Here is a 23,807-nt window from a genome sequence, read left to right on the forward strand (position 1 = left end):
AACAATGTTACGGTTTTGCAGGCTTTATTATTTTCTTTATCGATCCATTCTGTATGGATCAGCAGAGATGATTGTATCTCGACCCAGCAACATATCGGCAAGTAGTCGAGTAGATGCTGGCGCAAGTACTAAACCATTTCTAAACTGGCCAGCGTTGATAAACACATTGTCCAAGCCAGTAACTTCTCCGATAAAAGGGATACCTTCTGGCGAGCCAGGACGTAAGCCAGACCAATGATGTTCGACCTCATAGTCAGCCAACGCAGGAATAATATCTAACGCAGTTGCATGTAATGATTTTGCAGCATCCTCGGTCGTGCGTTTAGTAAAACCTATACGTTCCATTGTACTGCCCACCAGCACTCGACCATCATTACGCGGTATCACATAACGTCCGCCCTTTAAAATGACACGATTTACCAAACCCGGTTTAGCTTTAAACAACATCATTTGTCCGTGTACTGGCTCTACAGGTAGTTTTCTATCTAACATAGATAACAACTCTGCACTCCATGCACCTGCAGCAATAATTACCTTATTCGCACGAAGCTTATGCTCTGCCGTTTCAACGCCAACAACTTGGCTACCATCAAGCTCAAAATCTTTTACTTCTTGGTTTTCTAACAGCCTCACTCGTGGATTTAGCACTAAGCTTTCACGTAGGGAACGGCCTAAACGTGGGTTACGGATACTGCACACCTCTGGCATCCATAAGCCCTCCTCCAAACCAGAACAAAGATTAGGCTCCTTCTGATAAAGAAAGTCGGCATCCACTTTACGGAGAGGACGATGATATTTCTGCGCCCAATCTAAAGCATCCTGCTGATCTTCCACAGACACCATCAACATCCCCTTTTGGCGTAGCTCAGGATCAAAGCTGGTTTCATCCAAAAGATCTTGCGCCAGATGGACATAACTACTTTGTGACCATGTCGCAAGCTCAGTTACTGCATCAGGGTAACGCCAAGGATATAGGGGCGATACAATTCCACCACCCGCCCAAGAAGATTCTTGTGCACACATTTGGCGATCTAACAACGTGACATCGGCATTGGCTTGAGCAAGCTCTCTCGCCAACATCATACCGATAACACCTCCGCCAATAATTAAGAAATCAGACATTTCTCCGCCTTTTTAACTACCCTTAAAACTTATAATGTTCTACGAACTCTACCCGTTCTAGAAATAACCAATGTGTAAACATCAGAGCTATTACTTATCGTAAATGTTCCATTAGACAAACCATACACTGAGCCATCACCTTCATAAACCAACGTTTCTCCTTGATTCCAAGATACTTGATTAGTGTCCGAAAAGTTGAAAATTTTAAGCACTTTCTCTTCAGGTAAGTCCAGTTCTGTATCTTGGTCAAGGTCCACAAAAACCAAAGCTCCCATGCTCCATATTTGAGTTGAACGCTTTGCTTTACCTGTACAACCTCCTTGACCATCCCACCTACAGATAACAACATGCTCACCCTGAGTCACCGCGGCCATACGCGTATATGCAAGTAAACTTTGAATCTTCTGTTGCTCTGCTATGAGTTCACTCTTATGTAAAAAGGAACTTAGCCCAGGAATAGCTACCGTAGTTAAAATGATTAGTAACCCGAGCGCCAAAAGCAACTCAATCAATGAAAAGCCAAAAGAAAAGGCACGCAAAGATGCGTGCCCTCGAAATTTACGAGAACAATCCTTGTTCATTTTTACCCCCACAGTCCTTTGTAGGTGGTGCTATCTAATTAACTTAGAAGTCTAATCATCCCAACATCTAGTTCCTGGTCCAGATGAACCTCTAGCACCTGTTTGCGTTAACGTTAAATTCCCACACTCTTCTTCTGTTTGACTTCCGATAGCAGTCGCAGTCAGGGTAAAGGAATCATCATCAATAGCTGTAACATCAATCTCATAGAATGTTGCATCCCCATCCCTAGGTGATTTATCTATAGGCAAATTAGGTGCATTTCCCGCACCATCATCATATCGACCATTCACCGTATACTGTCGCTCCATCCATTGTGACATCTCAATTAAAACACCTTCAGCATCAGCACGGCGAGAATCACGTAAGTAAGATAGATACGAGGGGTAAGCTATAGAAACAATAATCCCTAAAATTGCTACCGCAATCATAAGCTCTATAAGTGAAAAGCCTTCGTTCTTCTTCATTCTATCTTACCTTACTTAAGCTGAATCCATGACTGACGCCCACCTTTACCATCCGAGGACTCTAATTTAACTTCAATATCCCCAGAAGAACCTGAAGTATATTTCAATTCATTAGGACCGGTAGAGATAACGCCTGGAGTTTTAATTATACCCACATTGGATTTATAACCCGATGTAGGAACTCTTGCATCTACGTTTCCGTCACCATCAATATCAATATCAACCCAGTCAGCATCATTAATTAAGCCATCAGCGTTATTATCAAACGGTGATATTTCCAAACGCGATCCAGTCTGTGCATCTATCTCCATCAAAAAACCTGAACCACCAAAAGAGCAAGGATCAGTTTCAGGAATAAGAGTTGGGAAAATAACTCGCCCGTTCCTTACAAGAGGGTCAGCAACCACCCTCTCACCGGGGTGGTTGTGAGTATTGTCGAGCGTTGTACCAGGATTACCGTCGAAATATAGATCTAAATACCACCCTTCTTTAACAGTATAATCAGTATCAGTATTCGTCGTCACACGTACGTCATTGATGAATCCAAGGTCCTCTGCATCGAACTCATGAGTAATTGTTTGCACTTGCAGTTCATCCCTACCCGGAACTACTGCTCCAGCATCATTGATGCCATAAAAGGTCTGAATTTGAGATGTATCTATATTGTCCCCTGTCTCAAAATACTTTCCAGTACCAAACAACACTATAAGTCCGCCACTTTCAGCACTAACAACTTGAGGTTTAGAGCTAATAGGCTGCCGATTGGTAGTAGTACAAGGGTCCGCTGTACAAGCAGTAAATAATGGTAAAGGATTCGCATTATTTCCATTACCGTCTTTGTATGCAAAATCCCATGAACCGTCATTAGAAGCGGAAACATCAAATTTCCACATATTCCCCTGTAAATCACCAGCATAAATCGTGTCGCCTAAACGATCACCATCCGTATCTACAACAATCGGGGTGGACAAACCGTTTGTACTACTTGCTGTACCTCGGTGGTCAATACCCGTATTGAATGTTGCTATTTCACTACCATCTTCAAGACTTCGGATATAAAGAACAGGCTCATGGTTAACGCTATGATAGCCATTACCAAAAATAACAGCCCATTCTCCATTTTCCAGCTTAGCTATCGTCGGTTTTGCAAATGTATAACCTAAATCACTCAGGTCCCCATCATCAAAATCCCAAAGCACATGCGTTCCACTAAAATTAAGTGGATCAGAAATATTTAATGCAAAAACACCTTTACCGCCTGCACCTAGCGTACCTACTAAGGCTGTCCCCCAATCTTCACCCTGCGCTCCACCCCAATCAATATAGGCATCACCATGTACAGGAGAATTATCAACATAGTATTTATGGCTATAACTGGTAGAAGTTAAATCAGACAAATTATTGTAAACAGCTTTCGGTACATAGGCGAAAACCTCTTCTCCTTCACAGGCTTTCGACCCTAGTGAGCAACTATCAGCAGTATTACCACTACCTAATAATCCATGCAGCATACCGTCATTAGCACCTACATAAATCATGTCCGCTCGGTTACCTTTTAGCCAATTTTCCGACGTTCCAACTAAGTAATCATCGTAAGTGGCAAACCCTGAAACCGTTTCAAGTAAATAGTAATTAAAATCATCTTGCCCTGAAAACAAAGGATCAGAATTAACTATATCCCCCAGCACAGCTGTTCTAGATCGGTATAGCGCCCCTTCATTCGACTGGTCTCCACGTAAATAGTTTACCTGTGAAGAAGTAAGTAACGCTTGATGATCTGCACTTAAATTAACATGTTCAAAAGCCACACCGCGTGAACCAACAGCATTATCTTCGTTATAGGTGTAAATAGTTCGGCTATCTTCGGCGGGAATTTTTTCGGCCGCTTGCCAAACCAAGCTATCAACAGCACCAGTCACACCATCTAAACTATAAGCAAGCAGATCACCGCTCCACGTACCACTCGTAAATCGTGCTTGATAAATTTTAGAATTAGATTCCAACCGAGTGGAATTGGTAGCGACAGAAGAAGCTGAAGAAGTTCGACTCGCAATGGTCGCAGCTGCATTAGAAAAAGCCTGAATTAAAGCTGCTGGAGAACCCGCAGACAAGAAGTCACCTCGCCCGTTCCAAGCTGCATGCCTCATATCATCTACGGTCGTGATTGTATTTGAGGTAACATTAGGCCAATTAAATGAGGTATCCGATGCATTAGGGTTATCCGTTAAAGTGCCGTTTACACCAAACGCCACTGTATAGGTCACCATATGCTGTTGATTATTGCCATCTAAAGGCGACGTTGGCACTTCATTATCTAGAGTTGTATTAAGATCTCGCTCATAATAATGCATAGCAACATCAGCAAGTGTATTCGATTGACCATCGTTCTGGTCGGCATAACTACCGCCATCAAAGTCTGTATCATTCAAATCGCCATCATCGGTATCACCGCTATCAGCATTACCAACACTTGGGTCATCTTCATTCCAATACCCATCAGACAATACAACCGCAAAATTTTGTTGACAGGAACCACCCAATGCCGCACTTAAGATTGGGCTAGGCTCAAAAGAGCCAAACAAAGAAGTATCAGAGACCCCTTCATAGTATTTTCCTACATCTTCTAACCTTATCCTTAACGGCGTGACCGATGATGAAGCAATCTGTGATATTTCATCTGCCAAATCTTCCCGATTTGTTCCCGTGGTTACATCAACTATAGGAAAACCACTAAATGTGCCATTATTATGTAATGCTCCAACACCCAACCTTGCAGTAGAGCCATCTACAACCCCAAGCATGGCAGCCTTCATTACATATTCGCGCTTACGATAATAACTGTACCAATTGGCAAAATTGGTCTGCTCGGTAGCCGTCATTTCTGCTACCGTTACAAACTGGGTATCGTAGTCAAAACCCGGCTCGCTCGGATCTGGACATTCACCAAAGTCAAATACACCATCGTTATTGGCATCATTCCATATGGCATATCCAGCTAAATGCCCATCACCATCAGCGTTCGTTAAGTCAGTTATAATAGCTGGCTCATAGGGATCATCTCTAGCCGCCGCGATACTCTGATCTGCATAATCATTGCCATCTTTATCCTTTCCGACCCAAGGCACATAAGTTTCATTTGGATCGTAGTACAGTACATTTGTTCCTGCACATGCTGCCAATATCTGCAGCTGCTCATCAGGATCTGGATTAATGTCGATGTATCCACTATTAGGAGCACCTGGATAAGCAACCACAGCACCTTCTGATTTCAGAACCTCCCAGTTCATGCTGCCTGAATCATCCACCAAAAAGAATATATTAGGCTGGATTGCCGTGTTTACAAATAAGGGGCTTTGGGCAATATCAGCATTACCGACCGCAGGAAAAATGAGCGCTGAAGGAAGCAACAGATGAAAAAGGTGTTTTGATTTAAAAAGTTTCATTATTTGCCTCCTAGCGTTTGTATACTGTCTGTAACATTACTTCTGACGATCCTGTCAGGCCTACAGCACGTGATGTCACTCTATAAAACCGCTTTTTATCAACCGGCACACCCACTTCAAGACTATCACTGGACGACGCTGCAGCTAAATCCTCAAGAATATATGCAGAAGGCGCGGCCAGTTCGGAAAAACCATTGCCTGTATAGCTTCTTACAGCACTAGAGGACGACCAATCAATAAAATCCCAGTTCTTTTCTCCATCTGTTCGCAAGGCATAATGCCCATCAGAATCATCGAAGGCAGGTAAGATAACTAAGGATTCTAAGTAATTTTCACCTTCTAGAAGGGCCGCTTCCGCAGATTGAAACGCCATATTCCGATCACGCATATTCCCCGCCATGCGTTCTTCTAAACCTGTCACATCCATTCCTGCCAAACCAATGATGCTAATAACTAGCAGGAAAACCATCGTGATAATTAAGGTCGTACCTCTTTGCCTTAATATTAAACCTTTAGTCATAACCGATTCCTCAAAGCGATGGTTGTAGTAAAGACTTTACGTAAACGGCCATCATCGAAGGGGGTATTGCTATCGTTATAGGCTACTGTCTGTCCATCCCTGACGATAGAATTCTCACTTGAACGAATTAATAGACTGACACGAATACCAATAACATCGTCATCATCAGCCACCTCATCAAAAGGGACATAGTAGTCAACGGCTCCATCTCCATCAGTGTCTTCACCATATAAAACCTGCATATTTTCGACACCCTCAACAAGCTCTCTGACCGTTGTCTCAGTAACCCCTGCATTATTTTCGATTCTTTGACGGTAAAGAGCTGGCTCCCCAAAATCATTATTTGCAACAAAGTACCGATAAAAATTCATTCGCAAAACAGAGCCAGTGTTAAAGGCATATTTAGTTCCTGAGGGACAACTAACCGGAGAACCTAAAAAATTGGTGCAATTGCCAATATCAGTACCATTGCCTGTATTATGAACAATTGTAGATATGGTACCGTTATTATTGACGTTGGACTGTTGGAAAATAGCTGTGGTTTGGCAATCAGTAACAGCTAAAATATCTCCCTGTTGAAAGTTATGATTAACTTGGCACTTTAAGGTAGCCGAGTTAACGTTGTGCTTGCCAATTTCAAGGTCACACCCTCCTCCAGTATCGGCAAACCGGACCTCCACTACATCTGTACCCGTTAAAGCAGTTCTACCGTCCAATACAAGCCCTGATGTATTATCTTGCCCCCCGATGGAGGAGCTAAAGTCTAAATAGCTTGGCAAAGCTCCACTGGCATCCCTTAAGGTATTAACAATATCGGTATTCCTTGAACATCCAGAGTATCCGGCTTGTCTCAAGTCTCGCGTCAAAAAGGACATAGCAAAACGACCATTCTCTTGAAGCTTTGCTAAACCTGATTGCATTGTGTAGGTTTCTTTACTACTGACAAAAGCTTGTAAAACACCAACAACAAGTAATAACCCAATAACGATAGAAACAAGAAGTTCAACCAAAGAAAAACCTTGTTGAGGCCGATTATTGAAGGTATCCATCATAACTCTACACTCACACTAAATTGAGCTGTGGCACCCGATGCACTTTTATCATCGTTCCACCAAACATAAACAACAACGGGATTATCCGAATTTGGAGCTTCGCAGTCGGGATCACCTATATCGTCATCCGCCAAATCACTGCGACAAACCAAACCTTCTCCAGAAGGAAGCTCTGCAGCTAGCGCACCTTGCCACTCCCAAATATCATGTGAAGCCATGTCACCTGAATCACACCCCGATGCTGAACCGGTGTAGTTAATACAGCTGGTATCTTCTGCCCCACTGGCAACAAAATAACTACCTGCATTAACTTCATCCATATTTGCTCGCATACGATCCGCTATGTCATAAGCAAACAGCGTTGCTTGACTACGATAGTAAGCACTCTGATTCTGTTTCAAAGATGACACTTGGAGGCCCGCCAACCCAAGCAAACCCACAGAGATGATCACTAAAGCAATCATCACCTCAATCAAATTAAAGCCTAATTGTCTGCGCATGCTGCCGTACTCGCTTGCCATTCTTGACACATTCTTACCCTGCCCGTCGGCCTTAAGAAAATCACTGAACCGTCATCGGCATCACCACTATCAGTAATAGTAAATGATTCATCATCTGCTGATGCCGTATTAAGTAGACCTAATCCAGAATACTCAAATTGATCATCTCGAGAGAAAATAATTGTTGTTGAATCCGCTATATCCGTATAAACCTTAATCAGTTCATTAGCATCAACTTGATCATTATCATTTTCGTCTTGAAAAACGAGCCAACCATCGGACCAATCTTCATCAACAGCTCCCACACCATTACCAACACAAGTATCGGCATTTGCGCTCCGACGACAGACGGTAATAGCCCCCCCTCGTTTAATTGCCTCAGAACGCGCAAAGGATATTGTAGAAATAAGCATTTCCTTAGCTGCAACCAAGCGACTAGAAGCAACAAAGCCAGAAAAATTAGGCACCGCTATAAACAAAAGAATAGCGAGGAGCGCGATTGTGATCATCAGCTCTATAAGAGTGAAACCTTTTTCCCTAAACAACATGTACGACATCCAATAAATAAAGTTCTTATAATTTAAGATTAGTCGTTTAAGGGAACATACGCCATAGGTAGATTTTTACGAGGGGTCTCAAGTAAGAATAGCCTAAGATAGGGCAAATACAAAAAACCCGAATTAAAAAATTCGGGCTCTTAATATCATCTTAGCTAACTTGAAGAATTTCTACCTGAAAATCTAGCTTCTTCCCTGCCAGCGGATGATTAAAATCAACCGAAACCATCTTATCATCAAATTCGGCTATTACACCTGGAAGCTCACCATTACCAGCATCCGCGAATGAGATAACCAAACCTTGTTCTAATTCCATGCCCTCAAACTGACTGCGAGGGATATTTTGCACATTACTTGGATTACTCATTCCAAAGCCATTTTCTGGTAGGATTTTTAGGGTTTGTTTTGTCCCTTCTTCCAAGCCGAACAGTGCTTTTTCAAAACCTTCCAACAAATTACCATCACCCACAGTAAATGTCGCGGGTTCGGCTTCAAAATTAGAATCAATTATTTGACCGTCTTCCAGTTTGATTGCGAAGTGCAGCGTAACGGTTTTACCCGGACCGATCAATTTACTCATTGTGAACTCTCTTCAGATGATTTGCGCTTCCCTTCCAGAAATAACATATCCAGAATCAGAATAATCGCTCCAATCGTGATAGCGGCATCCGCAATATTAAAAGCGGGGAAGTAATAATTCTGATAATGCAGGGAGATGAAATCAATCACATACCCTTGTACTGCCCGATCATAGAGATTGCCTAAAGCACCACCTAATACAAGAGATAGCGCTAAGCCTAACCACCAATAGATACGAGGAGTACGCTTTAGCCAGATCACCAGCACAACACTCACGACCACAGCGATTGCTACAAAGAACCAACGCTGCCAGCCACCTGCTTCTGACAGGAAACTAAACGCAGCGCCTGTATTAAACAACAGCGTTAGATCGAACATTGGCAGTACAGGATTAGGGTCGGCATACTTTAAATTAGTTACCGCTAAGTATTTACTACCTAAATCCAGCACAACCACCAGCAGCGAGAGCAAGCCCCATATAAGGCAGCTTCGCACTGGTTGAGTTTGTTGTTCAATGTTCTGTGTCATTAAGCAAAGCTACGGCTTTCACCGGCACCTTTAACGTTATCAACACAACGACCACATAGCTCAGGATCATCAGAATCATGACCTACATCTTCACGGAAATGCCAGCAACGTGGACACTTCTCAGCAGCGCTTTTAGCCACGCTAACTTTAAGCCCTTCAAGCTCGGTATCAGCAGCACCTTGTGCATCAGCTAATGGCGCTACCGCCGCTTTTGATGTAATCAAAACAAAACGCAGCTCGTCTTCTAACTTGCCAAGTAAAGCCTGTAAAGCGTCATCGCAGTACAAAGTCACTTCTGCTTCTAAGCTACCGCCGATGTTGCCATCGCTACGTTCAGTTTCTAACTGTTTATTAACCGCAGTTTTCACTGCCATTACCTGTTCCCAGTAGGCAGAATCAAATGCGCTATCAGCAGGTAGTTTAGTTAGGCCCTGATACCAAGTATCCAAATGCACAGACTCAGTACGCTCACCCGCTAGAGTTGCCCAGATCTCATCTGCAGTGAAGCTACAGATTGGCGCAATCCAACGAACCAACGCTTCAACAATATGATAAAGCGCAGTCTGAGCAGAACGACGCGCATGTGAATCAGTCGCTGCAGTGTATTGACGGTCTTTAATGATATCTAGGTAGAAGCCACCCATATCCTGTGAACAGAAGTGAGATACTTTCTGAAATACCTGCAGGAATTCATATTGGTTGAAGTGCTCGATTAGCTCTTCTTGCAAACGAGCTGCACGATCTACTGCCCAAGCATCCAGCGCTACCATCTCTTCTGGTTTAACCATGTGCTGAGCAGGATCGAAGCCGCTTAGGTTAGCCAAGAAGAAACGGGCCGTGTTTCGAATACGACGGTAAGCATCCGCGGCGCGCTTCAAGATATCGTCAGAACAGGTCATCTCACCGCTGTAATCCGTTGAAGCAACCCATAGGCGCAAGATATCCGCGCCGTACTTGTTCATTACTTCCTGTGGCGATACAACATTACCAACCGACTTAGACATCTTGCGGCCTTGACCATCAACGGTAAAGCCGTGCGTTAGCACCTGCTTGTATGGCGCTTTGCCTTTGATAGCTATCGCAGTTTTCAAAGAAGACTGGAACCAACCACGGTGCTGATCCGAACCTTCAAGATACATATCAGCTGGGTATTCCAAGTTGTCACGCTGATCAACGACAGAATAATGCGTCACACCCGAATCAAACCAAACATCCAACGTATCAGTTACTTTTTCGTACTGATCAGCTTGGTCGCCCAATACTTCTGCAGCATCCAGATCGAACCATGCATCCATACCCACTTTTTCAACACGCTCAGCAACCTGTTCGATTAGCTCTGGCGTATTCGGGTGTAGCTGCTGAGTTTCTTTGTGGATAAACAGTGCAATTGGCACACCCCAAGTACGTTGACGGGATACACACCAATCAGGACTCTGCTCAACCATCGCTTCGATTCGGTTTTGCCCCCAACCAGGGAACCACTCAACACCTTTGATCGCTTCTAGGGCATCTTTCTTCAGGCCCTTCTCTTCCATGCTTACGAACCACTGAGGTGTTGCACGGTAGATCAATGGCGTTTTAGTGCGCCAGCAGTGAGGGTAGCTGTGCTGGAACTTGTGTTCCAAGACAAGTTTGTTGTTCTCGGTTAATAGAGCAACAACTTTATCGTCAACTTTATAAACGTGTTCGCCAGCAAATACGCCCGCACCGTCACCTAGAACACCCGAAGCATTTACTAGATTCATTGTGCCAATACCGTATTTACGACCAACTTCAAAGTCTTCCACACCATGGTCTGGTGCTGTGTGTACGGCACCTGTACCCGCATCAAGGGTTACGTGATCGCCTAAAATTACGGGAACTGTACGCTCATAGAATGGGTGCTGTAGTTCAAATTTCTCTAGTGCTTGGCCCTGACAACGCCCAACGATGCTGTACTCTTCAACACCGTAACGCTTCATAGCATCTTCAACTAGGCCTTCCGCTAGAAGAATACGCTCCGCTCCTAAACCTAGATCTAGTTGAACAAGAACATAGTCTAGTTTACTACCTAGAGAGACTGCTTGGTTAGATGGCAGTGTCCAAGGCGTGGTTGTCCAGATAACAACTGACGCTTCACCTTCACCTTCAAGACCCTCAAATTTCGCAAGGAAACCGTCCTGATCAACCGGAGTGAAACGTACATCGATCGCTGTAGAGGTCTTATCCTGATATTCCACTTCAGCTTCCGCTAGGGCAGAACCACCCACAACACTCCAATAAACTGGCTTGAAGCCTTTTACTAGGTGGCCATTTTCAACAATTTTGCCTAAAGCACGAATGATGTTGGCTTCAGTATCAAAATTCATTGTTAGGTATGGATTATCCCAATCACCCAGAACACCTAAGCGGATAAAGTCTTTCTTCTGACCTTCAACCTGTCGTGCTGCGTAATCACGGCACTTCTTACGGAAGTCTTTGTGAGACAGTTTTACACCCGCTTTGCCGTGCTTAGTCTCAACCTTATGTTCGATTGGTAGACCATGACAGTCCCAACCCGGCACATAAGGTGCGTCAAATCCGCTCATTGTTTTGGATTTGATAATAATGTCTTTCAGAATCTTATTAACCGAGTGACCAATGTGAATATCACCGTTTGCGTATGGAGGGCCATCGTGCAAAGTGAACTTATCGCGGCCAGCACTGACTTCACGAATTTTCTGGTACAGATCCATCTTCTGCCAACCCTGTAGCATTTTCGGCTCGCGCTGAGCCAAATTGCCACGCATTGGGAAGGCTGTTTCCGGAAGGTTCAATGTTGCTTTGTAATCGGTCATGGTTATAAGTTCCGAATTAACTACGGGTGCGGTTAAAGTAAGTCCGCACATCTTCAATATCTGCAAAAATTTGTTGTTTAAGCGCGTCGATTCCTGAGAATTTACGCTCGTCACGAATAAACCGCTTAAACTCGACAGTTAGCAACTGCCCATAAATATCTTTATCAAAATCAAACAGGTGCGCTTCAAGCACAGGCTGTTGACCACAAACGGTTGGGCGTATACCTACATTACACACACCCTGAGCGCTAAACTCTGGGCCTTTAACTTCTACGGCATAGACCCCACGTAAAGGACAAGCATAACGGTGCATACGTACATTTGCCGTTGGCACCCCAAGCTGACGACCTAGTTTTTGGCCGTGCATCACACGCCCTGAAACGGCATAAGGACGCCCTAGCAAAGCAGCTGCTGTTTCTAGATCGTTCTGCTGTAATACACTACGAATACGCGTACTGCTGACGCGCTCATCAGCATTCAAAAACGTTTGTGTATTTACCACAGTAAAATCGTGACGTTCGCCTGCATCACACAACATGTTGTAATCACCTGAGCGATCACAACCAAAACGAAAATCATCGCCAACGACAAAGTACTTCACTGCTAAACCGTGCAGTAACAGCTCTTGTACAAACTGCTCCGCCGTCATCGCACGCAAACGGTCGTTAAAATTCAAGCAAAGATGGCGATCAATGCCTTCTGCCTGCAACAATCTGTACTTTTCACCAAAACGGGTTAAGCGCGGCGGTGCTTTATCGCCTGCAAAAAACTCTTGAGGCTGAGGTTCAAAGGTAATAACAACTGAAGGCAGGTTTAGTTCCTTCGCTTTTGCCTTTACCTGAGCAAGCACCTGTCGATGACCTAGATGCACGCCATCAAAATTGCCGATAGTTGCGACACAACCTCGGTGTTTTTCGCGCAGGTTATGTAATCCGCGAATTAGTTCCATCAGGTACTCTTGCTACTGCCAAAAATAAACGCGGCATTATAGCTCAGATAATATCCAACCTGTACTACTGAGACCCACTGTAAGCAACAGAATGCAAAATAAACTTAATTATGCTTCAAATGACGCACTCTCAAGCCCGCAAAAGCCAACACAACAGCATAAACAGCGCCGCCAGCAACCACCAAAGTCGCCATTTGAGAGATTCGTGCCCACAGATCCATCTGCAGCCATTCTTCAACTGAACCCATCAACTGAATGATGACAATAGCCATCGCCACATTCGCCACCAACATACGCAGCAATTGCACAGCCCAACCCGAAGACCAGCTAAATACGCCAGATTTAATCAGCCCATACAACAACAACCCAGCATTCATAAACGCCGACATAGCTGTCGCAGCTGCCAAACCAACATGCGCAAATGGGCCAATAAGGATCAAGTTAAATACCATATTCGCTACGGCAGCTTGAATACCAATTTTCACGGGTGTCTTGGTGTCTTGACGAGAGAAATACCCCGTAGCTAAAACCTTAATCAACATAAAGGCAAGCAAGCCACAGGCATAAGCACGCAAACTAGCCGCAGCCATAAAGACATCACGATCGGTTAAAGCGCCATAATGGAACAAGGTGATCAACAACGGTTCTGCCAACACAAATAACGCAACCGCAGCTGGAATGCCGATAAACATCACCATCTGCATGGCCCAATTCAAAGTAGACGAAAACGCCTCTCCAGATTGAGTTGTATGCTTACGCGACAAGCTAGGTAGAATGACCGTCGCAATGGCGATTCCAAACACACCCAAAGGCAGCTCTGCCAGGCGATCTGAGTAATACAACCAAGAGACACTGCCGGTTTGTAGAAACGATGCCAACACCGTATCCAAAAGCAGGTTGATTTGAGTAACAGACACCCCAAACAATGCCGGAACCATCAGCGTCATGATGCGGCGAACACCTGGATCATTCCATCCCCAGACGGGTTTAGGTAAAAGATGAATACGCGCTAAAAACGGCAATTGGAAAACCAACTGCACCACGCCAGCAATCATGACACCCCAAGCCAAAGCTAAGATAGGTGGATCGAACAGCGGACTCAGGAAGATCGCAGAACAGATCAAACTGATATTAAGCAGTACAGGCGTGAACGCAGGCACAGCAAAACGCTCATAACTATTCAGAATAGAACCGGCAAACGCAGTCAACGATATCAACAGCAGATAAGGAAATGTAATCCTCAGCATCTCGGCTGCGAGTTCAAATTTACCCTCATCCCCCATATAAAAACCTGGAGCAAACATAGCGGTTAACATGGGCGCCGCTACCACAGCCAATACAGTAATTGCGATTAAAATACTTCCCAACGTGCCCGCAACATAATTCACTAGCTGCTGAACGGCTTTTAGATCCCTTTGCGTACGATATTCTGATAACACCGGCACAAAAGCTTGAGCAAACGCCCCTTCAGCAAATAGCCGACGAAGAAAGTTAGGTATTTTAAACGCGACGAAGAAAGCATCAGCACTACCACTAGCACCAAAATAATTGGCAACCACAACGTCTCGCGCCAAACCGAGCACACGAGAAAGCATGGTCATCACACCAACCACGGCACTTGATCGCAGTAATCCCGCTGATTTTTTTACTTCCGTTTCCTGCTTCGACACCGCTTCCGCCTATAATTTCATGAATGACACTCAAGAGAATGGGAATATTACTGCTTCAACAAGAAAATTTCTGCAGTTTTATTGACAGACAGCTCTCAAATATGAATAATCTCGCCTCTAATTTTCGGCGTATACCAATAAGCCGATATCTTACTAACTAATTTTAAGGAGCCGGACTGTGGCAAATTCCGCAGGATCTCGTAAACGTGCTCGCCAGGCAGAGAAGCGTCGCCAGCATAACGCTAGCCTGCGTTCCATGGTACGTACCTACATCAAGAAAGTTGTTGCTGCTGTAGAAGCAGGCGAAAAAGCTGCTGCACAGGAAGCATTCCAAGCTGCACAGCCAGTTCTAGATGGTTCAGTGTCTAAAGGCATCTTCCACAAGAACAAAATCGCACGCACTAAGAGCCGTCTGAACAAACAGATTGCTGCTCTTTAATTAGAGCTAAGCGTAAAAAACCGGCTTATGCCGGTTTTTTTGTGTCTAAATTTAGCCCCTCAATTAAGAGAGGACCAAATTATCCCTATGCACTAACTCTTCTTCCCCCATAAAACCAAGAATGGATTCAATTTCACCACTCGGCTTACCGATGATTTTTTGCGCATCTCCAATACCGTAGTTCACCAAACCACGCGCAACGATACGACCAAATTCATCGCTAATGATCACCATCTCACCTCGAGAAAAGTCACCACTCACACTACGAACACCCGCTGGCAATAAACTCTTACCACGCTCACGCAGCGCCTTAACCGCACCCGCATCAAGCATAAGATTTCCACGCGCCTGCAAATGACCTGCAATCCACTGTTTGCGCGCCACCATAGGCCCCTTCTCAGGTACCAACAATGTACCTATATCTTCCGCCTCTCTTAAACGCAGAAGGACATTATCTTCACGACCACTCGCAATCATGGTCACAGCCCCAGAACGCGCCGCCAATTTAGCTGCACGCACTTTGGTCGCCATACCACCACGACCCAGCTTGCCACCATCACCCGCCATCGCCTCGAGCGCTTCATCACCCGCTCTCGCTTCGGAAATCAAAGTTGCTTCTGGATCATGACGCGGATCCGCCGTGAACAGGCCTTTTTGGTCAGTTAGCAAGATTAAAGCATCAGCTTGAACCAAGTTAGCCACCAGCGCTCCAAGCGTGTCGTTATCGCCAAAACGAATTTCTTTAGTGACAACCGTATCGTTCTCGTTAACAACTGGGACAACGCCTAACTCAAGCAACTCTTTTAAAGTCGCCTGAGCATTGAGATAACGCTTACGATTGGAGTGATCTTCATGTGTCAGAAGGATCTGCGCTGTATGGGTATTATGGCGCTGAAAGTTTGTTTCATAAGCCTGCACAAGGCCCATCTGCCCAACAGCCGCAGCCGCCTGAAGCTTAGAGACCTCATGCGGTCGCGAATCCCAACCTAGGCGAGTCATACCTTCAGCAACCGAACCCGAGGAAACCAACACAACCTCAAGACCAGACGCCTTCAGAGCAGCTATTTGATCCACCCAGCGACTGATTGCTTCAAGATCCAACCCCTGACCATCATTGGTGAGGAGCGCACTACCAATCTTTACCACCCAACGCTTTGCGCGCTTGAGTTTTTCCCTACCTACAGCCACTTAAAAACTCCTAACACCGTCTGCAGTAGCAACAATCACTTCAATTGCTATTCACGAACATATTCAACTTCAACGTCATAATCATCATCGTCAAAGTCGTCATCATCCAGATCTTCGCCCTCACGACGCGCTCGCATATCCGCACGCATCTGCTCAACACGCTCACGCGCCTCCGCATCAACCTGCTCACGAATCTGCTGCTCTTGCTCAAGGATAGAAGGATCTTCTTCTATCGCTTCTAGACGATGATCCAAAAACGCCTGAATATCGCGCATCATATCATCCGTGCCCTGCTGACTAAGCGCAGAGATACGATAAACCGGACCTTCCCATTGCAGCTCATCAATAACCGCCTGACAACGCGCCTCACGCTCTTCCTCAGGCACCATATCAAGCTTATTCAACACCAACCAACGCGGCTGATCCGCCAAAGTAGGACTAAACTTCTTCAGTTCACCCACCGCTACCGCAGCTGCCTGCTCAGGCGTAACATCATCCCAAGGCGCCATATCAACTAGATGTAACAAGATACGGTTACGCGCCAAGTGCTTAAGGAAACGAATACCTAAACCTGCCCCCTCAGCAGCACCTTCGATAATCCCCGGAATATCAGCAATCACAAAGCTACGATTCTGCTCAATTCGAACCACACCTAAATTAGGTACCAAAGTGGTAAACGGATAATTAGCCACTTTAGGCTTGGCCGCAGATACAGCACGGATCAAAGTTGATTTACCCGCATTAGGCAAACCTAACAAACCAACGTCCGCCAGAACCTTAAGCTCCAACTTAAGGTTTCGAGTCTCACCTATTGAACCCTTGGTTGTCTGACGCGGCGCACGGTTAACACTACTCTTGAAACGCGTGTTACCCAAACCATGAAAACCACCTTGAGCAATTTTCTCGACCTGACCTATTTCGGTCATATCAGCAAGGATTTCATCAGTATCCGTATCGATAATAGTGGTGCCGACTGGTACTTTAAGCACCAGATCTTCACCCTTAGGCCCTGTACAATTTCGGCTCGTACCACCCTTGCCATTTTCAGACTTATAGTGACGTGTAAAACGGTAATCAATTAACGTATTCAGGTTTTCATCCGCTTCAAAAAACACCGAACCACCATCACCGCCGTCGCCACCATCAGGACCACCTTTGGGGATATACTTTTCACGCCGAAAGCTCATACACCCATTGCCACCCTTACCGGCCTCAACCGTGATGACTGCTTCATCGACAAACTTCATGTTATCCCCCAAAAGTTAAACGTAGGAAACCTACAATTAAGCCCTGAAAAACCACAAGACTCAGCGGTAGATCCCCTGAAAAATATTTTAAATAACTATAAACAAAAAAGCTCCGCCTTGGCGGAGCTTTTTAGAAGCTTAAAACCGTTGCTTACGCATCAACTACAGAGATGTATTGACGCTTCTGCGGGCCTTTAACTTCGAATTTAACAACGCCATCTGCTTTCGCAAATAGAGTATGGTCTTTACCACAGCCTACGTTTGTACCAGCGTGGAATTTAGTACCACGTTGACGAACTAGGATGTTACCTGCAGCAACTACTTGACCACCGTAACGCTTGACACCAAGTCGTTTCGACTCCGAGTCGCGACCGTTCTTAGTAGAACCACCAGCCTTCTTATGAGCCATCTATCTAACTCCTAAACTAGGTTAATATTAGGCAGAAATGCCAGTAATTTTAACTTCAGTAAACCACTGACGGTGGCCCTGACGCTTCATGTGGTGCTTACGACGCTTGAACTTGATGATCTCAACTTTCTTAGCGCGGCCGTGCTGAACAACTTCAGCAGTCACTTTAGCACCGTCAACAACTGGAGCGCCGATTTTGATGTCGTCGCCGTTGCCAACTAGCAGAACACGGTCAAACTCAACGTTTGCGCCCGCTTCCGCCTGCAGTTTTTCCAGTTTAAGGGTTTCACCTTCCTGGACACGGTACTGTTTACCACCGCTTACGATTACTGCGTACATTTTAATCTCCGTTATTTGCCCACCCAGCTACTAGAAAAAGGCCTACTTCTAATGGTTACACCATATGGTAGGGAGCCATTATTGGATGGGTCAGGGCGCGCGATTATATAGCAAACCGCCTTTATACACAACTAAGCTTCTTTATTTACATAGCGTAAAACCAGCATTTCTTGACAGAAACTATGCATACACCTAGCATGCGCTATTCTTGATTCCTTTAAGTTAGTAGCAGCCATTACTTATTATGCAGCCTCACCAGTTCAACCCTGTAATAGAACCCCAATTTGAAGCCGTAAACGATTACATCATTAATCACCTTGGCTCTAACGTACCGCTGGTAGAAAAAATTGGTCATTACATCGTTGAAAGCGGTGGTAAACGTCTTCGTCCGTTACTCGTATTGCTTGCTGCTAATGCTGCAAATTATCAAGGCGATAAGCACATCCCGCTAGCGGCGATTATCGAATTTATCCATACAGCCACGCTGCTGCACGATGATGTAGTTGATAATTCTGATCTACGCCGCGGCAAAGATACCGCTAATGCAAAATGGGGTAATGCACCAAGTGTACTAGTAGGCGATTTCCTTTACTCCCGTGCATTTCAGGTATTAGTAGAAATTGGCTCAATGCCGATTATGGAAGTGATTTCCAATGCTACGAACGTTATCGCTGAAGGCGAAGTTCTGCAGCTACTAAACACAAAAAATCCAGATACCACCGAGGAAGCTTACATGCAGGTTATCCTTGGTAAAACAGCCATGCTGTTTGAAGCCGCTACTGAAGCAGGCGCGATCCTTGCCGAAGCCAGCAAAGAAGAGCAAGAAGGCTTACGCTTGTATGGCTTACATTTAGGCACTGCCTTCCAACTTATCGACGATGTTATGGATTACTTATCCACAGCAGAAGAGATGGGCAAGAACGTAGGCGACGATCTAGCTGAAGGTAAAGCAACCCTGCCACTTATTCATGCAATGCGTGCAGGTAACGAAGAGCAACGCAAACTGGTTCGACAAGCAATTCGCAAAGGCGGTTTAGACGATCTTCAACCAATTATGGATATCGTAAAAGAGACTGGCGCTATCGAATACACCCAAGAGAAAGCTCAAGGGGAAGCCAATAAAGCGATTGCAGCACTTGATGCGCTACAAGACACATCATTCAAAGAAACGTTAATTAAAATTGCCAACTTGGCAGTGAAACGCAAAAGCTAAGCATCCATATCTGTGCACTTAATTACCATCAATTAAGTGCACAGTTAACGCCCCTCAGTCACTCAACAACCAGATCACTTCCTTCCGGTCACCGTCTACAGCCTCACCTAACCGCTCCACTTTGAAACGCTGACCAAACAAGCCATTTACCTCTTCGCCAGACACATTGAACGGCGGTCCTTGCGGACTATCAAACTCCAAGGTCACCAGCAAAACTTTTACACCCTTTGGTAACAGCTCAATGAGCTTATTTGCGTAATCAGCCCGCATATCCTTGGGCAAAGCCACCAAAGCCGCACGATCATATACGCCTTTTACATCCGCTAAGGTTTCTTTGGTCAGCGCAAAAAAATCACCACAAAGAAGATTTAGATTTTCGCATCTATGTGAGATAAATTTTGCAGCCTCACTCGTCTCCGCAACCAAACCATTCTCAGCAAAAAAGTCTAAGCAAGCATTTGGGTTGAGCTCTACACCCAATACATCATGACCACGATCTCGAAGCCAGAGCATATCCTTGCTTTTACCGCACAAAGGGACAAAAACCTTGTCACCAGCGGTCAAATCCATCTTTTCCCAATAAGAGACCAAGTAAGCGTTAATCTCCATTTGATGGAAACCTATTCGCCCTTCGGACCACTTTTGATGCCAAAAATCATGTTCCATTTCGCCTTTTACACCCTAAGTCGTAAACTTTTTATTCAATAAACCTGACACAGATCGTGCCTAGTTGCATTCAAATCTGTATAATTGCGAGATATTTTGACTTATAAAAACCTGGATAAACAGAAGCTAATGACAAGACCTTCCTCTTTTAATCGCGATGAGCTGCTGTCTTGCGGCCACGGCGAAATGTTTGGACCAGGCAATGCGCGCCTACCAATTGGCAACATGCTAATGATGGATCGCATCCTGGAAATCACCGAAGACGGTGGCGAATTCGGCAAAGGCGAGATTATCGCTGAGTTGGATATCAACCCAGATCTTTGGTTCTTCGGCTGCCATTTTGAGGAAGACCCAGTAATGCCAGGCTGTCTAGGTCTAGACGCTATGTGGCAGATTGTTGGCTTTTTCCTTGGCTGGAAAGGCAACCCAGGCCGCGGTCGCGCATTAGGATCTGGCGAAGTTAAATTCTTCGGACAGGTACTACCTACTGCGAAGAAAGTTACTTACCGTATCCAACTTAAGCGCGTTATCGAGCGTAAGCTGGTTATGGGCATCGCGGACGGCAGCATGTCCGTTGATGGTCGTGAAATCTACACCGCGAAAGATCTTCGTGTAGGCCTATTCACATCTACAGAAGATTTCTGATCTATTAAGGCCCTGAATTCAGGGCCTTTCTTCTATTTTCCGCCTACTTTTTTACGAATTTAGTGGCAAAACACTACTGATTCACGGAAAATAAGCACCTTAAATTAGAAAAAGAGAGAGAAGCACATGCGTCGCGTTGTTGTTACCGGTATGGGTATCGTTTCTTGTCTGGGTACAGATAAAGAAACCGTTCTGGAATCACTGCAGCAGGGTCGTTCTGGTATTAAATTCCAAGAAGACTATAAAGAGCGCGGTTTCCGTAGCCAGGTAGCCGGCAGCATCGATATCGATTTCTCTGAGCAAATCGACCGTAAATTGCTACGTTTCATGGGTGATGCAGCAGCATACACTTACATTGCAATGAAAGAAGCAATTGCTGATTCAAACCTAGCTGAAGATCAGGTTTCCAACGAGCGCACTGGCCTTATCGTAGGTTCTGGTGGTGCTTCTGCTGACAACATTGTTGAAACAGCCGATATCACTCGTGAGAAAGGCGTTAAGCGCGTAGGCCCTTACCGTGTTACTCGCACAATGGGTTCTACTGTTTCAGCTTGTCTAGCAACACCTTTCAAAATCAAAGGTGTTAACTACTCTATTACTTCTGCTTGTGCGACCAGTGCTCACTGCATTGGTAACGCAATGGAACAGATCCAGCTTGGTAAGCAAGACGTAGTATTCGCAGGTGGCGGTGAAGAACTTCACTGGGTACAGACTGCAATGTTTGATGCTATGGGCGCGCTATCTAGCAAGTACAACGAAATTCCAGAACAAGCTTCTCGTGCATACGATGCAAACCGTGATGGCTTCGTTATCTCTGGCGGTGCTGGCATCCTAGTTATCGAAGAATACGAACACGCTAAAGCTCGTGGCGCTAAGATCTACGCTGAACTAGTAGGTTACGGTGCAACTTCTGATGGCTACGACATGGTTGCTCCTTCTGGCGAAGGCGCTGCTCGCTGCATGAAGCAAGCGATGGCAACTGTAGACGGCAAGATCGATTACATCAACGCACACGGCACCTCTACACCTGCGGGTGACATGCAAGAGCTGAAAGCGATGAAAGAAGCCTTTGGCGATGATATGCCAACGGTTACTTCTACTAAGTCTCTATCTGGTCACTCTCTAGGTGCAGCAGGCGTACAAGAAGCGGTTTACTCTCTGCTTATGCAGGAAAACAACTTCATCGCAGCATCTGCAAACATCGATGAGCTAGACCCAGAAGCAGAAGGCCTACCAATCGCTAGCGAGAAGCAGGAAAACGTAGATCTACAACGCGTTATGTCCAACAGCTTCGGCTTCGGCGGCACTAACTGCACATTGGTATTCGAAAAACTAAAAGACTAATCAGTCTTCTAGATATAAAAAAACCGCCATTCGGCGGTTTTTTTATATCTGAAATTTGGCTTAGGCTATCTCTAGCGCTTTCATATGTTCTTCTAACCAAGCCACCATATCTTCATGGATTTCATCCACTGTACGGCCTTCTACAGGAATTGGCTCGCCCACATGGACTTGTACAGTACCTGGGATCTTCGCAAAGCTTTTGCCTGGCCAATAGAGCCCAGCATCATGAATCATTGGGATCACCGGCACACCCGCACTTAACGCCAGCATCGCTCCGCCTTTGTTAAACTTACCCATTTTACCCACAGGCACTCGCGTACCCTGAGGGAAGATAATCACAGGGATATCATCTTCTAAACGAGATTTGCCCTCTGTTAAAAGCTGCTTAAGTGCGCCACGCCTTTGGCTACGATCAATCGCTATAGGATTCAACAGACCTAGCGCCCATCCAAAGAAAGGAATCTTAAGAAGCTCCTTTTTAAGCACTGTACACTGCGGGCGGACCAAGGTTTGTAAAAACAGCGTTTCCCACTCACTCTGGTGGTTAGCTACAACAACATAAGCGCCATCAGTAGGCAGATTTTCACGCCCAGTAATCTTTACTCCCACACCACAACACAGTTTTAACCAAAAGATATAAAAGTAGTTAATCAGAGTGACAAATTTAAAGCGCTGCTGGAAATTCAATAGCGGCGAGATGATTAAACTCAGTGTGGCATGCACAATGGTTAGAGGGTAAAAGCCTAAGTAATAAAACACTGCACGTAGATAGTGCAGTGGATTCGCTTTTTTAGACATGCTTAACCCCCAGTTACCGGCGGGAAGAATGCAACCTCATCACCCGCAGCTACAGCGGCCTTCTCGTCACACATCTCTTGGTTAACAGCCATCAATATAGGCGTATCAACCAGAATCTTTTGCCACTGTTCTCCGTGAAGCTCAACTAGCTGATTTAGCACTGCAGATACATCAGCAGGCTGACTCACTTCGATAGATTCTTCAGCTACACCTAAACGCTCGCGCAAGCTGGCGAAATACACCACTTTAACCATGATTACTTCTCCACCTTCCAGTGACCGCTTTTGCCACCTTTCTTTTCCAATACTTTAACTGCGCTCATAACCATGCCTTTATCCACAGCCTTGCACATATCGTAAATCGTCAAACCCGCAACAGATGCCGCCGTTAGCGCTTCCATCTCCACCCCCGTCTGACCTGCCAACTTGCAGGTTGCCGTAATCTCAACAACGTTACGCTCGGTATTAGGATGAAGATCTACCGCAACTTTACTCAACATCAATGGGTGACAAAGAGGAATAAGATCACTGGTGCGTTTTGCAGCTTGAATACCTGCGATTCGTGCAACCGCTAAAACATCACCCTTTTTGTTACCACCTTCCGTAATTAACTTCATGGTGTCAGGCAGCATTTCAACTTCCGCATAGGCAGTGGCTTCACGAAAAGTCACCTGCTTTTCGGAAACATCCACCATGTTAGCGTTCCCTTGGTCATCCAGATGGGTTAAACGACTCATA

Annotated in this window: 25 protein-coding genes; 4 read left to right on the forward strand and 21 right to left on the reverse strand. The window is 45.2% G+C overall.

The features are described 5' to 3' along the window. Nucleotides 1-36: 36 nt before the first annotated feature. From thiO to murJ, 13 genes are all read right to left on the reverse strand, one after another. A complete protein-coding gene (gene thiO, locus ACMXYS_RS15870) occupies nucleotides 37-1,122 on the reverse strand; it encodes a glycine oxidase ThiO (protein WP_415897093.1) in 1,086 nt (361 codons plus the stop codon). A gap of 29 nt (nucleotides 1,123-1,151) precedes the next feature. Further along, nucleotides 1,152-1,703, reverse strand: a complete 552-nt coding sequence (locus ACMXYS_RS15875; protein WP_415897094.1) for a GspH/FimT family protein — start codon at nucleotides 1,701-1,703, stop codon at nucleotides 1,152-1,154. 51 nt (nucleotides 1,704-1,754) lie between these two features. Continuing rightward, nucleotides 1,755-2,168 carry a type IV pilin protein gene (locus tag ACMXYS_RS15880; RefSeq protein WP_415897095.1) on the reverse strand — a complete coding sequence of 138 codons (414 nt, stop codon included), beginning with the start codon at nucleotides 2,166-2,168 and terminating at the stop codon, nucleotides 1,755-1,757. 11 nt (nucleotides 2,169-2,179) lie between these two features. Next, nucleotides 2,180-5,611, reverse strand: a complete 3,432-nt coding sequence (locus ACMXYS_RS15885; protein WP_415897096.1) for a pilus assembly protein — start codon at nucleotides 5,609-5,611, stop codon at nucleotides 2,180-2,182. A 10-nt stretch (nucleotides 5,612-5,621) separates the two neighbouring features. Continuing rightward, nucleotides 5,622-6,131: a PilX N-terminal domain-containing pilus assembly protein gene (locus ACMXYS_RS15890; protein ID WP_415897097.1), complete on the reverse strand. Its 510-nt coding sequence runs from the start codon at nucleotides 6,129-6,131 to the stop codon at nucleotides 5,622-5,624. Next, nucleotides 6,128-7,183, reverse strand: coding sequence for a PilW family protein (locus tag ACMXYS_RS15895; RefSeq protein ID WP_415897098.1), 1,056 nt, complete (start codon nucleotides 7,181-7,183; stop codon nucleotides 6,128-6,130). Before ACMXYS_RS15895 ends, ACMXYS_RS15890 begins: the two co-directional genes overlap by 4 nt. Next, nucleotides 7,180-7,683, reverse strand: a complete 504-nt coding sequence (pilV, locus tag ACMXYS_RS15900; protein ID WP_415897099.1) for a type IV pilus modification protein PilV — start codon at nucleotides 7,681-7,683, stop codon at nucleotides 7,180-7,182. Before pilV ends, ACMXYS_RS15895 begins: the two co-directional genes overlap by 4 nt. Next, nucleotides 7,668-8,231 (reverse strand): GspH/FimT family pseudopilin, encoded by a 564-nt coding sequence (locus ACMXYS_RS15905; protein ID WP_415897100.1) that lies wholly within the window; start codon nucleotides 8,229-8,231, stop codon nucleotides 7,668-7,670. Before ACMXYS_RS15905 ends, pilV begins: the two co-directional genes overlap by 16 nt. Before the next feature lie 160 nt (nucleotides 8,232-8,391). Further along, a complete protein-coding gene (locus ACMXYS_RS15910; protein WP_415882694.1) occupies nucleotides 8,392-8,820 on the reverse strand; it encodes an FKBP-type peptidyl-prolyl cis-trans isomerase in 429 nt (142 codons plus the stop codon). Then, complete coding sequence (gene lspA / locus ACMXYS_RS15915; RefSeq protein WP_415897101.1) at nucleotides 8,817-9,347, reverse strand: signal peptidase II; 531 nt, start codon at nucleotides 9,345-9,347, stop codon at nucleotides 8,817-8,819. The genes ACMXYS_RS15910 and lspA overlap by 4 nt, the downstream gene beginning before the upstream one ends. Beyond that, nucleotides 9,347-12,163, reverse strand: coding sequence for an isoleucine--tRNA ligase (gene ileS / locus ACMXYS_RS15920; RefSeq protein WP_415897102.1), 2,817 nt, complete (start codon nucleotides 12,161-12,163; stop codon nucleotides 9,347-9,349). Before ileS ends, lspA begins: the two co-directional genes overlap by 1 nt. 16 nt (nucleotides 12,164-12,179) lie before the next feature. Then, a complete protein-coding gene (gene ribF / locus ACMXYS_RS15925; protein ID WP_415897103.1) occupies nucleotides 12,180-13,112 on the reverse strand; it encodes a bifunctional riboflavin kinase/FAD synthetase in 933 nt (310 codons plus the stop codon). Between the two features lie 104 nt (nucleotides 13,113-13,216). Further along, entirely contained in the window at nucleotides 13,217-14,713 is a 1,497-nt protein-coding gene (gene murJ / locus ACMXYS_RS15930) for a murein biosynthesis integral membrane protein MurJ (RefSeq protein WP_415898267.1), read from the reverse strand. Between the two features lie 247 nt (nucleotides 14,714-14,960). On the opposite strand from murJ, the gene rpsT reads away from it, so the two are divergent. After that, nucleotides 14,961-15,221, forward strand: coding sequence for a 30S ribosomal protein S20 (gene rpsT / locus ACMXYS_RS15935; protein WP_415882698.1), 261 nt, complete (start codon nucleotides 14,961-14,963; stop codon nucleotides 15,219-15,221). A 63-nt stretch (nucleotides 15,222-15,284) separates the two neighbouring features. Here rpsT and proB read toward each other — a convergent pair whose 3' ends face one another. From proB to rplU, 4 genes are all read right to left on the reverse strand, one after another. Next, a complete protein-coding gene (gene proB, locus ACMXYS_RS15940; RefSeq protein ID WP_415897104.1) occupies nucleotides 15,285-16,409 on the reverse strand; it encodes a glutamate 5-kinase in 1,125 nt (374 codons plus the stop codon). Between the two features lie 47 nt (nucleotides 16,410-16,456). Further along, a complete protein-coding gene (gene cgtA / locus ACMXYS_RS15945; RefSeq protein WP_415882700.1) occupies nucleotides 16,457-17,656 on the reverse strand; it encodes an Obg family GTPase CgtA in 1,200 nt (399 codons plus the stop codon). 151 nt (nucleotides 17,657-17,807) lie between these two features. Continuing rightward, complete coding sequence (gene rpmA / locus ACMXYS_RS15950) at nucleotides 17,808-18,065, reverse strand: 50S ribosomal protein L27 (RefSeq protein WP_415882701.1); 258 nt, start codon at nucleotides 18,063-18,065, stop codon at nucleotides 17,808-17,810. 27 nt (nucleotides 18,066-18,092) lie between these two features. After that, entirely contained in the window at nucleotides 18,093-18,404 is a 312-nt protein-coding gene (gene rplU, locus ACMXYS_RS15955; RefSeq protein WP_286240327.1) for a 50S ribosomal protein L21, read from the reverse strand. A gap of 244 nt (nucleotides 18,405-18,648) precedes the next feature. On the opposite strand from rplU, the gene ispB reads away from it, so the two are divergent. Further along, a complete protein-coding gene (ispB, locus tag ACMXYS_RS15960) occupies nucleotides 18,649-19,617 on the forward strand; it encodes an octaprenyl diphosphate synthase (protein WP_415897105.1) in 969 nt (322 codons plus the stop codon). 54 nt (nucleotides 19,618-19,671) lie between these two features. Here ispB and ACMXYS_RS15965 read toward each other — a convergent pair whose 3' ends face one another. Continuing rightward, nucleotides 19,672-20,283: a thiopurine S-methyltransferase gene (locus tag ACMXYS_RS15965; RefSeq protein ID WP_415897106.1), complete on the reverse strand. Its 612-nt coding sequence runs from the start codon at nucleotides 20,281-20,283 to the stop codon at nucleotides 19,672-19,674. A gap of 129 nt (nucleotides 20,284-20,412) precedes the next feature. Here ACMXYS_RS15965 and fabA point away from each other — a divergent pair, with 129 nt between their 5' ends. Continuing rightward, nucleotides 20,413-20,928 carry a 3-hydroxyacyl-[acyl-carrier-protein] dehydratase FabA gene (fabA, locus tag ACMXYS_RS15970; RefSeq protein ID WP_415882704.1) on the forward strand — a complete coding sequence of 172 codons (516 nt, stop codon included), beginning with the start codon at nucleotides 20,413-20,415 and terminating at the stop codon, nucleotides 20,926-20,928. Between the two features lie 126 nt (nucleotides 20,929-21,054). Next, nucleotides 21,055-22,272, forward strand: coding sequence for a beta-ketoacyl-ACP synthase I (fabB, locus tag ACMXYS_RS15975; RefSeq protein ID WP_415897107.1), 1,218 nt, complete (start codon nucleotides 21,055-21,057; stop codon nucleotides 22,270-22,272). A 60-nt stretch (nucleotides 22,273-22,332) separates the two neighbouring features. Here fabB and ACMXYS_RS15980 read toward each other — a convergent pair whose 3' ends face one another. The 3 genes from ACMXYS_RS15980 to moaC are packed head-to-tail and all read right to left on the reverse strand — an operon-like array spanning nucleotide 22,333 to nucleotide 23,806. Beyond that, complete coding sequence (locus ACMXYS_RS15980) at nucleotides 22,333-23,070, reverse strand: lysophospholipid acyltransferase family protein (protein ID WP_415882706.1); 738 nt, start codon at nucleotides 23,068-23,070, stop codon at nucleotides 22,333-22,335. A gap of 2 nt (nucleotides 23,071-23,072) precedes the next feature. Next, nucleotides 23,073-23,324: a molybdopterin converting factor subunit 1 gene (gene moaD / locus ACMXYS_RS15985; protein WP_415882707.1), complete on the reverse strand. Its 252-nt coding sequence runs from the start codon at nucleotides 23,322-23,324 to the stop codon at nucleotides 23,073-23,075. Between the two features lie 2 nt (nucleotides 23,325-23,326). After that, the gene (gene moaC, locus ACMXYS_RS15990; protein ID WP_415882708.1) at nucleotides 23,327-23,806 is read right to left on the reverse strand and encodes a cyclic pyranopterin monophosphate synthase MoaC; all 480 of its coding nucleotides are present in this window, start codon (nucleotides 23,804-23,806) and stop codon (nucleotides 23,327-23,329) included. Between the last annotated feature and the right edge of the window lies 1 nt (nucleotide 23,807).

The sequence above is a fragment of the Neptuniibacter sp. QD57_21 genome, assembly GCF_047778075.1.
Classification (GTDB): Bacteria; Pseudomonadota; Gammaproteobacteria; order Pseudomonadales; family Balneatricaceae; genus Neptuniibacter.